Below are 14,925 nucleotides of genomic sequence, written 5' to 3'. Positions count from 1 at the left end.
GGTGTTTACATGAAAACTGCCATCGTAACAGATAGTACCTGTTACTTAACAAAAGAAGAAATTGTTGATAATAATTTGGTCGTCGTCCCAATTCCAGTCGTCATCGATGGAAAAAGCTATGATGAGGGTGTCGACATTACGAGCAAAGAGTTTTACGAAAAGTTAAGAACGTCAGGATCCTTCCCGAGTACTACGCAACCGCCGTTAGGAAAAATGATTGCGTTATACACGAGTTTGCGCGATCAGGGCTATGAAAATGTGATTAGTATTCATTTAGCAAGCACAATTTCGGGATTTGTAAACAATTTAAAGTCGATCAAAGATGAAATTGACGGTTTGAACGTCTATGTTTATGATTCAGAGATTACGGTGCGGCTGATGGGATCTTTAGTGCTAGAAGCGGCGAGAATGGCGCGTGAGGGACAAGAACCCACACAGATTTTGTCCCGTCTAAATCAGTTACGGGCAACATTTGGTGAGTATTTCATTGTGGATGATTTACAGAATTTGGTTCGTGGTGGCCGCCTCTCAAACGCTTCGGCATTTATTGGTGGACTTTTGAAAATTAAGCCTATTTTGACCTTTAATGAAGCGCATGAAATTGTGGCTTTCGAAAAAGTTCGTTCCACAAAAAAGGCATTAGCACGCGTTGAAGAATTATTTGCAGAAAATAAGGCAAAAGTCGATTATCCGCTTCGGGCAATTATTATTCACGCCAATGATAAGGCGGCGGCTGTGAAGTGGCAAGAGCGATTACAGACCAAATATCCGGATCTTCCGATTGAATTGAGTTACTTTGGCCCTGTAATTGGGACACATTTAGGCGAAAAGGCTTTAGCCCTAGCTTGGCTAGAGGATTATACAAAAGCAAAATAGCATGATGATGAGACTCAAGAAATGTTCTTGAGTCTTATTTTATTAGTTTTCTTCAAAGGAGTTAGTGCTTTTGTTGAGAACTCAAAGCGAATGTGATAAGGTTAATTTAATACAATTCGGAATGGTGAGAAGTGGTCACCAGATAAAAATAAGTATTACGATTAGATAACGGTCCCTACCGCTGTGAATAGAGTAGGGAAGTGTAAAAAGAAGGAGTTTCTATGCGAAAATTAAAAGTTAAGAATAATGAAGTGGCTGTCTATGCAGTCGGTGGTTTAGGCGAAATCGGTAAAAATATGTACTGCGTTCAATACCAAGATGAGATTGTTATCATCGATTGCGGGATTAAATTTCCAGAAGATGAATTATTGGGTGTTGATTATATCATTCCTGATTATCAGTTTTTAATTGACAACCAAAAGAAGATTAAGGCATTAGTCATCACACATGGGCATGAAGATCATATTGGTGGCATTCCGTTCTTTCTTCAAAAGCTTAATGTCCCAATTTGGGCTGGTCCCTTTGCTTCAGAGTTAATTAAAGGAAAACTAAAAGAACATAATTTGTTGCGGACTACGGAGTTACACGAACTTCAAGAAGACACTGTTCTGAAGTTCCGTAAACTTTCTGTGTCATTTTTCCGGACAACGCATTCTATTCCTGATACGCTTGGCATTGCAGTGCACACACCGCAGGGAACGGTTGTCCAAACCGGGGATTTCAAGTTCGATTTGACGCCCGTTGGTGACTTGCCTTCGCCAGATTTTCAGAAGATGGCGGCAATTGGTGGCAAGGATTCTTTGCTCCTGATGTCTGACAGTACTAATGCGGAACGCCCAACGTTTACAAAATCAGAACGATTTGTCGAAAAAAGCATTAAACGGATTTTTACTGAAATTCAAGGACGAATCATTTTTGCTACGTTTGCATCTAATGTGTACCGGGTACGCGAGGCGTGTGAAGCAGCTTTGGAACAAGGTCGGAAAATTGCTATTTTTGGGCGGAGCATGGAAAATGCCATTGAAGCTGGCCAAAAGCTGGGGTATTTAAATATTCCAGAAGAGTCCTTAGTAGATGCGCAAGAATTAAATAATTTGCCAGCCAATAAGCTCATGATCTTATGTACAGGCTCGCAGGGAGAACCAATGGCTGCTTTGAGTCGAATTGCAAATGGTACCCATCGCCAAATCAGTTTGCAGCCTGATGACACAGTCGTTTTCTCTAGTAACCCAATTCCTGGAAATACAGTTAGCGTTAATAATCTGATTAACAAATTAGATGAGGCTGGCGTTACAGTTATACATGGGAAAGTCAATAATATTCACACTTCAGGTCATGGTGGCCAGGAAGATCAGAAACTGATGCTCCGCTTGATTAAGCCTAAATTCTTCATGCCTTGTCATGGGGAATATCGGATGCAGATGATCCATAAGAAGCTAGCTGAGCAAACCGGTGTTCCTGAAGATAATTGCTTTATTATGAAAAATGGTGATGTCTTAGCTTTAACTCGCGATAGTGCGCGCATTGCCGATCATTTTAGCGCTGGTGATGTTTACTTGAATGATGCTGATATTAACGATAATGTCAGTTCCCAAATTTTGAGTGATCGAACCATTCTGGCCAGTGAAGGTGTGGTAACGGCAGTTGCGACAATCAACATCAAGAAGCATCGTATTACAGCTGGTCCAGATACGATTTCGCGCGGTTTTATCTACATGCGTGAATCTAACGAATTGATCCATGATACCAATAAGGCTGCGTTTCATTCTTTGTTAAATACAATGAAGCAAAAAGCACATCCGACAGAAAAAGATTTTAGCAGCAATATTATTGATGATTTACAAGAATTCTTATATCAGAAGACGGAACGAAGCCCAATGATCGTACCGATGCTGATATTTGAATAAAAAAACATTCGCAAATTTTCGTTTTTATGGGTCTCTGTCAAATTGTATTGGTGGAGATTTTTGAAAAGCATGTTCACTTCGGTGAATGTGCTTTTTTTGTTTACGCATAAATTAAACTGATACGAATGAAAAAGTTATGAATATTTTGAAAACCAAAACAGCTACGCTTTAACACCTTAATTTTACGATTTAGTCCTTCAATAGGACCGTTGGAATACGGATAACGACAACTATTGAGAACAGCAGGACCATTCTTTATTAAAGTTGAGATAGTAATATCCATTTGGTTGCCAGCCGCCTTGTAGTTGGCAATCAAGGTTTTAAATCCAACCGCATCTTTTTGTTGAATGGCTGTTAGAATTCCTTGATAGGTTTGATACACAGTTTTAAATTCTGGAAATTCATCTAAGGCTAGGTCAATGGCGTTCTGTTGGGTCATGTATTCGTTGATACCGTGTAAATAGATAAGTTTAGTATCATTGACCTTTTCTTCTGCCAAATGGAACAAACGCCATTGAGATTTTAGAATGCGATAAACTCGGGAATGCTTATCTTGAAAAGTATGGATCACACGTGTACGTTCGTTATCCAGTGCCCGACCGGCAAGTTGAATAATGTGGAAACGGTCAATGATGGTTATTGCCTTAGGAAATAACCGATGAATAAAGCCAGCATACTCAGCATTCATATCAACGGTGATTGTTTGAACTTTCATACGTTCTTGAACTGAATAGCGAGCTTCAAAGTAATCAATGATATCCTTACTAAGGCGATCCTTAAGAATCACAATGCGGCGATGACTAACGGCATCGCAACAGTTAAAGGACATTAGATGATTACAGGAACGGAATTCATCAAAACAAAGATTTTGGGGGAGTGTTTTAACACGATAAGCTAAGTGAATATTCGCATTTAAAATGCGTTGAACACTACTTGGTGAAATCCCACAAATCTTAGCGATTTCTTTACTGGTCAGCATATCCCGAGCCAGAACAATTACTTGATGTTTCACATTATGCGTAAAAGTTTCATTACGTTTAACGAGGTTAGTTTGAGCACCACAGGTTTTTAAACACCGTTTACATTGATATCTTTGTCGTTTTAGCTGCATCTCATAACGTCCACCTGATAAGGTTCCCAATCTTAGATGGCCAATGTGAGTTCCATTTTTGATTAGAGATTTATGGCCACAATGAGGACATTTTAAAAGTTGATAGGAAAGGATAGCGTGAACGACATGAACGTGTTGCCCATTGGGATAATGTTCCTTAGTAATCTCAGTTACAGTTAAATTAGGGTCTGTTATTTCGAATAGGCTTAGGATAGAATTAGTTAGGGACATTTGTTTTTCCTCTTTTCGATTTTATTAGGCGATTAAATCGTAACACAAAGAGGGCAAATGTCCTTTTTTTTTTCAAAATAAAAACTGGTATCAGTTATTCACCAATACCAGAAAGTGTAGACCCGTTTTATTTGTATTTTTAAGAATCCTCAAGGGTGAGCACACAAACTACTCGGCGTTTGAGGATTTTTAAGTAACCCCAGTTTTGTCGAAATAATTGGCTAAGTTGCTAGTTGTTCACCGGAAAAAATGGTAAATTAAGGGTAAAGAAGTTTTTCTTTCAAGCTAGAAATTTGGTTAGCATATCCAACTGTTAACTGTAGAGATAGGAAGATGATGACAATCAATAATAATAATAATAATCGAGATTGGTCGGTGCCAAGTACAAGAATGGGCCGATTAAGGGCACGCGAAGAAGAAAAAGATGCCAAAAAGCGAAAAAAGCGCGAGAAAAAGATTAAGCCACAATCATCACATTCATCACATGGGGGAGCGGGACAATCACCGCGCCCACGTCCAGCTAACAAGCCAAAGAAGCCCAAGCAAAAGCACTCTAAGAATTGGCTTTGGGCTGCAGGATTGGTCCTTGTCATTATTGTGGCGATAGTTTTCTTTGTGCGACGTTCCAATGATAACGAAGCACAGGCTAGTGCTGAGGAAATTGTGCAAAAGAGTTTTAATACGGATCGAGATAACATTACTTCAAATGCCACACGAGCTCAAATGGTGGAACTAGCAGCAGATGCGAAGAAAGTCCGTAACAATACAGAAGCTAACCAATATAGCCAGCTTGCTAGTTTGGGGAAAAGTGCGATTAGTTTCCGGCAACGGGTAGAAAATCTCAAAGATGGCGACAACTATCGAACAAGTACGACTGGTTCTAAAGTTAGCACACTTTTACAAGACTTAAAATCGTCATCCTTTGAATCTGATTTTGGTGGTTTTTATAATGAGTACAATAAAAAGCTTACTAGTTTGGAGAAAAAAGCCAAAGCTGTTAGCAAGTTGCACAAGCAAACTAATAATCTTTTCAAAAATGGCAAAAGTGGCGCACTCAAGGCTACTGTGACGAGTTCAACCTTAAATAACTTATTAGATGACTTGAACGGGTATCCAAATTTTGAACAAGCCACTAAGGATCAAGCACGAGTTGAAAAAGCTGTGAAGACTTATAAAAAAGCTCAGGAAAGTGAATCAGCTGCTTCATCATCAGCAGCTGCAAGCTATTCAAGCTATTACTACTCAAGTAGCGTTGCGGCCGACGAAAGCTACAGTAGTTCTTATGCGAATGCTAATGATAGTTCAAGCTATGAGAGCTCCGCAAGCACCAATGCCGAAGATAGCAGCAGTACTAGCTCGAGTGCTTCCTCAAGTAGCCAAGCTTCATCTTCAAGTAGTAAGGCTTCCAGCACCTCTTCTTCAAGCAGTCAAAAGAGTTCCGCTAGCAGTTCAAGTGCTAAGTCGAGTAGCACAGACTAAAAGGACAATCACTTAAATATAAATACCGGACAATTAAAAAAAGACTCTAAATAAAACTAGGGTCTTTTTTTACGTCATTTTTAATTAAAAATATAGTTGGACAGACGTAGGGGGGATTTACAAAAAGCATTTTTATTCTAGTTTACATAATATATATTATTCAAAGTAGTATCAAACGTCAAAAGAGAGCGGCTTACTTGTTATTTAAACAAATCTAAATACTGACCGTAGCCTGCATTTTCCAATTTAGATTTTGGAATAAATTTTAGTGCGGCTGAATTAATACAATATCGTAGTCCGCCTTGTGCTGCCGGACCATCGGTAAATACGTGGCCTAAGTGCGAATTTGCATTTGTACTGCGAATCTCAGTTCGTTCCATACCAAATGATGAATCACGCTTGGCCTTGGTGGCTTGCTTATCAATTGGCTTTGTAAAAGATGGCCAGCCACACCCAGCATCATATTTATCAGTTGATGAAAATAAAGGTTCACCGCTGACAATATCAACATAAATGCCGTCTTCATAAAAATCATCGTATTTACCAGTAAACGGTGCTTCTGTGGCGGCATGCTGCGTTACTTCATAAGATTCCTTGGGTAATTGGTGCTTTAAGTCTTTTTCTGTCATCGAAAAACCTCCTAAATTTGATGTTTATACCATATACCACTAACTTGTTGAGTACAATTAATTTGTTTTAAGTTGAGTTCAAACGCTTGATTCACCATATACTTAATGGTGTGAAACAAGGTGAATATAAAAAGGCTAACTTCTCCGATGAACGACGGAAGCCGAACGATTCAAAGAATCATTCGGCTTCCATTATTTTTACTTGAGTTAAAACATCTTTTTCTACTCTTAAGCTTAATCAAACGTTTTTGTTAGTGGTGGGACAACTTGTTTCTTACGGGAAACAACACCAGGCAAACTCATTTTGTTATTTTCTAGCTTGGCATTGAAGGCTTTTTCAACAACATCTGTCCCCTCACCCAAAACAAGGAGTTCAGAATTGCTTGTCAGCACATTTGTAGCCAATAGCAAGAACAAGTCATAAGCATTGCTAGCCATCAGATCTTTCATTGTACTTTCAAGTTCAGCTTGGCGCTTGAAGACATCGTTTAAGTCAACTGCATTGACTTGACCGATACGAACCGTTTTACCGCCCATGTCAAAGGATTTAGCGTCGCCTTCCAGAATATCAGTTGCACTACGTTGGTCAACGTCGCTACCAGCCTTTAGCATTTCGACACCATAAGCTTCATAGTCGTCAATACCAGCAATTTTAGCTAATTCTGGAACGGCTTTGCGTTCGTCGTCTGTCGTTGTTGGTGACTTCAAAAGTAACGTATCAGAAATGATTGAGGAGAGCATGAGTCCTGCAATGTTGCTTGGAATTTCAACATTATTTTCCAAATACATTTTGTAAATGATCGTACTGCAGCAACCAATTGGTTCAGCACGATAAAATAGAGGTTGAGCAGAAGAAAAGTTAATCTTATGGTGATCAATGACACTTGTCACAGTGACGTCAGCCAAATCATCCACACTTTGGATCGCTTCGTTGTGGTCAACTAAAACAACAGAGTCAACTTCTGGTTTAGCCTTTGTAATGACCCGCGGTGCCTTGACATTGAAACGGTCTAAGACAAAGTTGGTTTCGTTATTCGTTTTGCCAAGCGCAACGGCTTCCACGTCGTCACCTAACTTATTGGCTAAATAAGCATATTCAATTGCACAGCTGATTGCGTCTGTGTCTGGGTTTTTGTGTCCGAAAACTAATTCTTTACTCATAATTACTAGGAACTCCCTTTTTTTATTTAGTTAATTTTGGTTGCCAATCATTTTACGTAAACGTTCCGTGTAGCTTTCCTCATCAAGATAATCATCAAAAGCTGCCAAGAATGTATTAATTCGTGGAATTTCATCTTTGTCTTTCCGGAAGACAAAGCTTAAGTCAAAGTTGATAGCTGGATCAAACCGTGCCATCCAAGTTTCATCTGAACCAGGATGAGAAATGACATAAGACGCAGGCAAAGCCGTGTTTACCATCGCAGTTTCAGCAAATCGACGAATTTGATCTGGTGTGGTAAACCGTGCCACACTCTTAGGCACATCAACAAGTTGATTTTTGTAAGATTCGCGAAGAACGCCATCTAAATAGTAGCCCTCTGGGTAAGTAACCCAGTTGGCGTTGAGGGTTTGTTTTAATTTGATTTTACGCTGTTTAGATAGTTTTTCGTCGTGATGAATAAACAAAAGATCTTCATTAAGGATTTTTCGTGATTCATAAGGTTTCCAATTCTTAATGCTGTCATCTGGAAGATACATGATGGCCAGATCGATACGGTTATTTTCTAAACGTTCCCAGATTTCTTTACGGGTTAAAGTATGCAACGTAATTTTGACTTCTGGCTGTTTTGCATAGTATTTGGTAATGAAATCTTCAAAAACACGCGACTCGATGGAAGCCAACATGCCAATATTAATTTCGCCTTGAGTGGCAGAGGTCGACTGTTGAATCTCATCAGTTGCTTCGTTAAGCACTTCGTTGATGTTATGGGTTGCCTTTAACATGGTATAGCCAGCATCAGAAAGACGTAATTTCTTACCTACTGAATAGAAGAGTGGCGCCCCAACCGTATGTTCAAGTTTTTTAATTTGTTGCGTTAAAGCTGGTTGTGTAATACCTAAAATTTGAGCAGCTTGCGTATAGTTCATTGTATCTGCTAACTGGAGAAAATAAGTTAAAGTCTTAGATGAAAAAATTGATTCTTGTTTTGATTTCATTCCGTGTCTCCTTTAGTTTGTAATCATTATAATCCAATTTCAATAATAACTATAATTATTCTAATGGTTGTCCACGTTTTTTTCAAGAATTTTATCATCTAAAATACGGAAATTAATTCTAAATTAAGATTTAATGTTCAGGTGTTGAGACAATGACGGGTACTGCTTTGAGAACCATCGAAAGCGGTTCCCCTTCCGAATCGGTATCGATAACAAACGACCCATTTGAGTAACGTCCGCTGACTGGATGTTCATCAGCAATAATATCATGTATTGAATCACGACTGGTACGCACTTCAAGAACTGCATGTGCGGTTAACTGAACAAAATCAACCACCCGGTGAGGACTTTTCTTAAGCTCACGTAAAACTAGTATCCCACGCCGGGCACGACTGGTGACGGGAATATCTGCTACAGCCATTTTCTTAAAGGCTCCCCGTTGTGTGATTAAACCTATCTGAGCAGTTTCGGTGACCAATTGAATAGCTGCGACTTCATCTTTACGAAGGTCCATGGATTTGACACCTGCTGTCCGTGCACCAATTGTCGGGATTTCAGCCAGGTCATAACGTAATCCGTATCCGCGTTTGGAAATCAGCATAACCGTTTGTTCAAGTGCTTGTGGCATATAAAAGACGTTAACAACAATTGAATCGGCGGCTTTTAGCTTTATGAAAACAGAAGCATGCTTTCGATAATTTCGTCCTGGAGTAAGATTATCAAAGCTGGTTCGCTTGATGTAACCGTCGTTAGTGGCAATTAAAAACTCGCCATTTTCCTTTAAAGTATGAAAGGCAAAGGTTTTAATAATTCGTTCATCGTCACTCAAGCCAATTGTCTGTGAAATGTGTTCACCGGTATCTTTCCACTTGGAATCGGTTAATTCGTGAACAGGACGGGAAATCAAGTTCCCTTTGTTAGTAAACATCATCAGATGGTCAAGCGTGCTGAGTTGTTCCAGGTAAATTGGATAATCAGCCTCCTTTAGTCCATTTTCTTCACCGGAAGCATTATACGAACGTAAAGAACTGCGCTTGAGATAGCCATCATGGCTAACGAGAACCATTACTTGTTCATCTGGAACGACGACCTTGCGATCAATTTTGATTTCTTCAATTTCATTTTGAATTTCGGTAAGACGAGGCGTGCCATACGTTTTTTTGATGAAATTAAGTTCTGAGTGCAAAACTTTTGCTAAAGCAGTATCACTATTTAAGATTTCCTGGTATTCCTGAATGTGCTTATCAAGATCTGCTGATTCTGCTTCAAGAGCAGTGACATCGGTATTGGTTAACCGGTATAACTGCAAAGAAACAATGGCTTCGGCTTGCTCCTCAGTAAAAGCAAACTGATCAACCAAATTGGTTTTAGCGTCCTTTTTGTCTTTACTTCCACGAATGGTCTTAATTACCTGGTCAAGAATCGAAAGAGCTTTAATTAGTCCTTGAACGATGTGTTGACGTTTTTCGGCCTTTTTTAAACTATATTGTGTCCGTTTGGTAATGACCTCTTTTTGGAAGGTTAGATAAGCTTGTAAAAAGGATTTCAAGCCAAGGCGTTCTGGGCGCTTATGATTGATGGCCACCATGTTAAAGTTATAGGAAATCTGCAAGTCTGTATTCTTGAAAAGATAATTCAAGATACCAGTCGCATCGGTGTCTCGTTTGAGTTCAATCGCAATTGACAACCCCTGCCGATCGGACTCGTCACGGACTTCCACGATGCCATCCACTTTTTTGAGAATCCGAATTTCGTCTATTTTTTTAACTAATTGTGCCTTGTTGACTTCATATGGAATCTCCGTCACTTCGATTTGTGATTTACCCCCGCGCAGTGGTTTGATAATTGTTCTGGCACGGACGATAATACGACCTCTTCCCGTCTGATAGGCTTTTTTAATACCGTCTAGACCTTGGATTATCCCCGCTGTGGGAAAATCGGGGCCTTTAACAAAGGTCATCAATTTTTCTAGTGAAGCATCGGGGTGCTTTAATAAATATAGCAAAGCATCAATCACTTCATTGAGGTTGTGCGGCGGAATATCTGTGGCATAACCGGCAGATATTCCCGTTGCACCATTAACCAGTAAATTAGGGAAACGACTCGGTAAAACGGTTGGTTCGTATTCAGTGTCATCAAAATTAAGAACGAAGTCGACGGTCTCTTTATCGATATCCTTTAGCATCTCGCTGGCAATTTTGCTTAAACGTGCCTCAGTATAACGCATTGCTGCAGGCGGATCGTTATCAATTGAACCGTTGTTTCCGTGCATTTCGATCAGAGGTGCGCGTAGTTTCCAGTCCTGACTCATACGGACGAGGGCTTCATAAATCGAACTATCACCGTGGGGATGAAAGTTACCCATGACGTTTCCAACTGATTTGGCAGATTTACGAAAACCCTTATCATAAGTATTGCCATCCTGATTCATAGCATATAAAATTCGGCGTTGAACCGGCTTGAGTCCATCGCGGACATCGGGTAAAGCACGTTCTTGAATGATGTATTTAGAATAACGCCCAAAACGGTCACCCATGACGTCCTCTAGTGTAAGTTCCTCAATTTTAGGTGTGCTTTCATTTTTTGAATCTGGCATTTGACATTCCTCCTTTCCTTATTTTTCGCTTTCTGAGTCTGTGTCTTCAAATTCATCTTCGTGGGCAACATTAACAGCTTCGTTATCAAGGATACTGCCCTCTTCTTCCAAAGAGAATTCAACGTTATCTTCAATCCAATTACGGCGAGGTTCAACTTTATCTCCCATCAACGTCGTCACACGACGTTCTGCAAGTGCTGCATCATCTATTCTGACACGCACAAGCGTCCTGGTCTCGGGGTTCATTGTGGTCTCCCACAACTGATCAGCATTCATTTCTCCAAGTCCCTTGTACCTTTGAAGCGTAAAGCCGCGCCCCATTGCTTTGGAGGCCTTTGCAAGTTCCTCATCAGTCCAGGCATAAACCGTCTTTAGCTTTTTCCCCTTCCCTTTTTGCAGTCGGTAAAGGGGTGGGAGCGCAATATAAACGTGTCCTTGGTCGATCATTGGACGCATGTATTTGTAGAAGAATGTTAATAGCAAGATTTGGATATGGGCACCGTCGGTATCGGCATCAGTCATAATAATAATTTTGTCATAATTGCGATCTTCGATGTTAAATTCCGCTCCGACACCGGCCCCAATGGTATAAATCATGGTGCTGATTTCTTCATTTTTCATCACATCTGGTAGTTTTGCCTTTTCGGTATTTAAGACCTTTCCTCTAAGTGGCAAAATAGCCTGAAATTTGCGATCTCGTCCCTGTTTGGCGCTACCACCGGCCGAATCCCCTTCAACGAGGAAAAGTTCGTTACGGGCCGAATTTTTCGATTGTGCTGGTGTCAGTTTGCCGGAAAGTAGTCGATCCGTCTTTTTTCGCTTTTTGCCGCTGCGGCTAGCATCACGTGCTTTGCGGGCAGCTTCCCGTGCTTCTCTAGCTTTTAAAGATTTACGCACCAACATTTGGGCAAATTCGCCATTTTCCATTAAATAAAACAACAATTGTTCGTTAACGATATTATCAACGATGGGCCGGGCTTCTGGGGTGCCCAACTTTTCCTTGGTTTGGCCTTCAAACTCGAGAATCTTTTCAGGGATGCGCAGTGAAATCACAGCTGAGAGCCCTTCACGGACATCGCTGCCTTCCAAGTTTTTATCCTTTTCTTTTAAAAGCCCAACCTTGCGGGCATATTCGTTAAAGGCTTTTGTCCAACCGGAACGCATTCCTACTTCATGGGTACCACCATCCTTAGTACGCACATTATTTACGAAGGAGAGGACGTTTTCGGAATAGCCATCATTGTACTGACCAGCAATTTCGACTTCCACACCATCCTTGGTGCCGTCGAAATAAAGGATGTCCCCCAATGTATCCTTATCTTCGTTTAGATACGCCACAAACTCTTTAATTCCTTCCTCGTACAAGAAAGTTTGTGTCTGCGCCTGGTTTTCGCGTTCGTCAGTGAGCGTAATTTTAACGCCCTTCAGTAGGAAAGCAGATTCACGTAGCCGTTCAGCTAAAATATTGAAATTAAAAACGGTTGTTGTAAAAATCTGCCGATCTGGTTTAAATGTTACGGTTGTTCCGTTGGGAGCAGAAGTTTTCCCCATTTTCTTTAAAGTTCCTTCTGGGTGACCGCCATTTTTGAACGTTTCACGGTATTTCTTCCCTTCTCGGACAATTTCAACCGTTAAGTATTCAGATAAAGCGTTGACAACACTGGCACCGACACCATGCAAACCGCCGGAAGTTTTGTAGCCACCTTGACCAAATTTTCCTCCTGCGTGCAAAACGGTAAAAATTACCTCAACTGTCGGAATTCCAGAAGCATGCATCCCCACTGGCATCCCCCGCCCGTTATCTTTAACGGTCAGACTATTATCAGAATGAATCGTCACCTCAATTTCTTTACCAAATCCGGCGAGTGCTTCATCTACTGCATTGTCTACGATCTCGTAAACGAGGTGATGCAAGCCTCTTGAATCTGTTGATCCAATATACATGCCGGGGCGCTTACGGACGGCTTCAAGGCCGTGTAAAACTTGAATTGAGGAATCATTGTATTCTGCTGAACTGCGTTTACTCATTTCAAATACCCTTTCTACTTATACAATTAACACTACTTAATCATACCTAAATTTAAAAATTCTGAAAAGCCCATCTTATTTAATATAACATACGCTAAAACAAACGTTGGAATTGAATTTTAAACATGCTAAAATTACAAGTGATTCTCAATTGAAAAGAGGGCAAACCTTTGTTAAAAATTATACTGATGCTGATCATTGCCTACTTTCTCGGCTCAATACCCTCAGGGGTTATGATCGGCAAAAAATTCTTCAACGTTGATATTCGGCAAGCAGGTAGCGGTAATATTGGAACTACGAATACCTTTCGTGTCTTAGGACCCAAGGCTGGCACCGTAGTTTTGCTCATGGATATCTTAAAAGGAACCCTAGCTGCTAGCCAGCCGTACCTTTTTCATATGCCACAAGTCAACCCGTTATTAATTGGTTTGGCTGCGATTGTTGGCCACACTTTCTCTGTTTTTGATCACTTCAAAGGTGGCAAGGCAGTTGCAACCAGCGCCGGAATTCTACTAGCCTATAATCCCTCGTTTTTTGTCATTGCCTGTCTTGTTTTTGCCAGTCTCGTCTATCTAACTAGTATGGTGAGTGTGGCTAGTATGACGGCAATGGTGATTATCAGTATTTGGTCGCTAGCCTATCATGATGTTATTTTGACCGCCGTTGCCTTGATTTTAACGGTGTTCATCTTTTATCGTCATCGAGAAAACATTCGGCGTCTTAAAAACGGTACTGAAAACTTAATTCCATTTGGGTATTGGTATCATCATAAAAAGAATTAATCTCTCGGGGCTGTCCAATTGTGACAGTCTTTTTTAATGTGTCATCTTCCGTATAAAATTTTTTCAAATTACCACAAGTTTGCTCGAACGAATGTTCGTCTGGTACGTAGTATACAAAAACGATTGGTAAAAAGTCAAACGTCTTATGACGCATGACACTTGGTTAAATTCTAAAAAAACAGAAAAACCGATTGACCACGCAGCCATACTGCTATCGTCTAATCGGTTTTTCTTAATTGGTCCTACTTAAAAGAAAGAAATTTCAAAGCTTTGGGAAGCTTCACTTTGGGGATTCAAATCGACAATGCCCATCTTCTCTGTTAATTGACCATTACTATTGACGTTGTCCGCAATGCCCCACCAGGGTTCGATACAAACAAAATCGCCCTGGGTTGGATAAGGTGACCACACGCCAACATAAGGTGCATTTTCAATAGTGAGCGCGATCCCGTGATCATTTTTAGGATTATCCAGCATAATCGTGGTTTCCTGTTCATTTAATGCCAAAATAATGGCATCGTTTTTAAAGGTCTCATGTTTTAATGACAGTGGTTTCGTTAGGTCTAATGCCACGGCATTATCAGCATCATTTAGCGGGGCCTTTAACGGAATTTGTTGGTAAACTTTTTTCGGTGCGACACTGACATTGACGTCTTCAAAAGTCTGACCTTGCCCTAAATTTGTGTTAAAACCGGGATGACCACCAATGGAAAACAAAAGATGATTATCAGCGTCCGGATTATAGACGCGGTAAGTTTCATGCAATTCGTGTTCCTTTAGATCAAAACTGATAACCAATTCAAATTCAAAAGGATACATTTTACGACTTTTATCACTATCGGTTAATTTCAGCGTCGCGTGTGTGTCGTTGGCATCCACCACTTCAAAAATAGAATCACGGGCAAACCCATGCTGGTGCATTTGATACGTACTGCCTTCATACTCGTACTGGTCATCCTTTAAACGTCCCACAATTGGAAAAAGAACGGGTGCATGTCGTCCCCAAACCTTTTTGTCGGCGCGCCAAATATATTCTAGATCGTTCTCCAAAGCACGGACACTACTTAATTCCGCACCAAGTTCATTAATTTCAACTTGTAGATATTCATTTTTTAATGTAACCATAGAC

Annotated in this window: 11 protein-coding genes; 4 read left to right on the top strand and 7 right to left on the bottom strand. The window is 40.4% G+C overall.

The annotated features are described in order from the left end of the window. Nucleotides 1-9 precede the first annotated feature (9 nt). Both ACLJJ6_RS04995 and rnjA read left to right on the top strand, forming a co-directional pair. Nucleotides 10-876, top strand: a complete 867-nt coding sequence (locus ACLJJ6_RS04995) for a DegV family protein (protein ID WP_412990431.1) — start codon at nucleotides 10-12, stop codon at nucleotides 874-876. Between the two features lie 221 nt (nucleotides 877-1,097). Beyond that, a complete protein-coding gene (gene rnjA / locus ACLJJ6_RS04990; RefSeq protein WP_412990330.1) occupies nucleotides 1,098-2,783 on the top strand; it encodes a ribonuclease J1 in 1,686 nt (561 codons plus the stop codon). A 100-nt stretch (nucleotides 2,784-2,883) separates the two neighbouring features. Here the strand turns inward: rnjA and ACLJJ6_RS04985 are convergent, their stop codons facing one another. After that, on the bottom strand, nucleotides 2,884-4,125 hold the full coding sequence (locus ACLJJ6_RS04985) for an ISL3 family transposase (RefSeq protein ID WP_412988180.1): 1,242 nt from the start codon (nucleotides 4,123-4,125) through the stop codon (nucleotides 2,884-2,886). 333 nt (nucleotides 4,126-4,458) lie between these two features. On the opposite strand from ACLJJ6_RS04985, the gene ACLJJ6_RS04980 reads away from it, so the two are divergent. Continuing rightward, a complete protein-coding gene (locus ACLJJ6_RS04980; RefSeq protein WP_412990329.1) occupies nucleotides 4,459-5,604 on the top strand; it encodes a hypothetical protein in 1,146 nt (381 codons plus the stop codon). A gap of 200 nt (nucleotides 5,605-5,804) precedes the next feature. Here the strand turns inward: ACLJJ6_RS04980 and msrB are convergent, their stop codons facing one another. The 5 genes from msrB to parE form a co-directional block, all read right to left on the bottom strand. Continuing rightward, nucleotides 5,805-6,233, bottom strand: a complete 429-nt coding sequence (msrB, locus tag ACLJJ6_RS04975) for a peptide-methionine (R)-S-oxide reductase MsrB (RefSeq protein WP_412990328.1) — start codon at nucleotides 6,231-6,233, stop codon at nucleotides 5,805-5,807. Between the two features lie 234 nt (nucleotides 6,234-6,467). After that, nucleotides 6,468-7,394 (bottom strand): manganese-dependent inorganic pyrophosphatase, encoded by a 927-nt coding sequence (locus tag ACLJJ6_RS04970; protein ID WP_412990327.1) that lies wholly within the window; start codon nucleotides 7,392-7,394, stop codon nucleotides 6,468-6,470. Between the two features lie 30 nt (nucleotides 7,395-7,424). After that, nucleotides 7,425-8,390 (bottom strand): LysR family transcriptional regulator, encoded by a 966-nt coding sequence (locus tag ACLJJ6_RS04965; protein WP_412990325.1) that lies wholly within the window; start codon nucleotides 8,388-8,390, stop codon nucleotides 7,425-7,427. Nucleotides 8,391-8,520: 130 nt separating this feature from the next. Beyond that, complete coding sequence (parC, locus tag ACLJJ6_RS04960; RefSeq protein WP_412990323.1) at nucleotides 8,521-10,986, bottom strand: DNA topoisomerase IV subunit A; 2,466 nt, start codon at nucleotides 10,984-10,986, stop codon at nucleotides 8,521-8,523. Nucleotides 10,987-11,004: 18 nt separating this feature from the next. Then, a complete protein-coding gene (parE, locus tag ACLJJ6_RS04955) occupies nucleotides 11,005-13,014 on the bottom strand; it encodes a DNA topoisomerase IV subunit B (protein ID WP_412990321.1) in 2,010 nt (669 codons plus the stop codon). A gap of 170 nt (nucleotides 13,015-13,184) precedes the next feature. On the opposite strand from parE, the gene plsY reads away from it, so the two are divergent. Continuing rightward, a complete protein-coding gene (gene plsY / locus ACLJJ6_RS04950; RefSeq protein WP_412990320.1) occupies nucleotides 13,185-13,796 on the top strand; it encodes a glycerol-3-phosphate 1-O-acyltransferase PlsY in 612 nt (203 codons plus the stop codon). A gap of 246 nt (nucleotides 13,797-14,042) precedes the next feature. On the opposite strand, the gene ACLJJ6_RS04945 is transcribed toward plsY, so the two are convergent. Further along, nucleotides 14,043-14,921 carry an aldose 1-epimerase family protein gene (locus tag ACLJJ6_RS04945; protein WP_412990319.1) on the bottom strand — a complete coding sequence of 293 codons (879 nt, stop codon included), beginning with the start codon at nucleotides 14,919-14,921 and terminating at the stop codon, nucleotides 14,043-14,045. Nucleotides 14,922-14,925: the final 4 nt, after the last annotated feature.

Source organism: Pediococcus siamensis, from assembly GCF_047220215.1.
GTDB classification, from domain to species: Bacteria; Bacillota; Bacilli; order Lactobacillales; family Lactobacillaceae; genus Pediococcus; species Pediococcus siamensis.
The sequence above is the reverse complement of the archived record's forward strand: the minus strand, read 5'-3'. Positions and strand labels throughout refer to the sequence as shown.

What these genes read in the sequence shown, in the direction of transcription:
- ACLJJ6_RS04995 (WP_412990431.1), top strand. Translation starts at nt 10, where the DNA reads ATGAAAACTGCCATCGTAACAGATAGTACCTGTTACTTAACAAAAGAA.
- rnjA (WP_412990330.1), top strand. Translation starts at nt 1,098, where the DNA reads ATGCGAAAATTAAAAGTTAAGAATAATGAAGTGGCTGTCTATGCAGTC.
- ACLJJ6_RS04985 (WP_412988180.1), bottom strand. Translation starts at nt 4,125, where the DNA reads ATGTCCCTAACTAATTCTATCCTAAGCCTATTCGAAATAACAGACCCT.
- ACLJJ6_RS04980 (WP_412990329.1), top strand. Translation starts at nt 4,459, where the DNA reads ATGATGACAATCAATAATAATAATAATAATCGAGATTGGTCGGTGCCA.
- msrB (WP_412990328.1), bottom strand. Translation starts at nt 6,233, where the DNA reads ATGACAGAAAAAGACTTAAAGCACCAATTACCCAAGGAATCTTATGAA.
- ACLJJ6_RS04970 (WP_412990327.1), bottom strand. Translation starts at nt 7,394, where the DNA reads ATGAGTAAAGAATTAGTTTTCGGACACAAAAACCCAGACACAGACGCA.
- ACLJJ6_RS04965 (WP_412990325.1), bottom strand. Translation starts at nt 8,390, where the DNA reads ATGAAATCAAAACAAGAATCAATTTTTTCATCTAAGACTTTAACTTAT.
- parC (WP_412990323.1), bottom strand. Translation starts at nt 10,986, where the DNA reads ATGCCAGATTCAAAAAATGAAAGCACACCTAAAATTGAGGAACTTACA.
- parE (WP_412990321.1), bottom strand. Translation starts at nt 13,014, where the DNA reads ATGAGTAAACGCAGTTCAGCAGAATACAATGATTCCTCAATTCAAGTT.
- ACLJJ6_RS04945 (WP_412990319.1), bottom strand. Translation starts at nt 14,921, where the DNA reads ATGGTTACATTAAAAAATGAATATCTACAAGTTGAAATTAATGAACTT.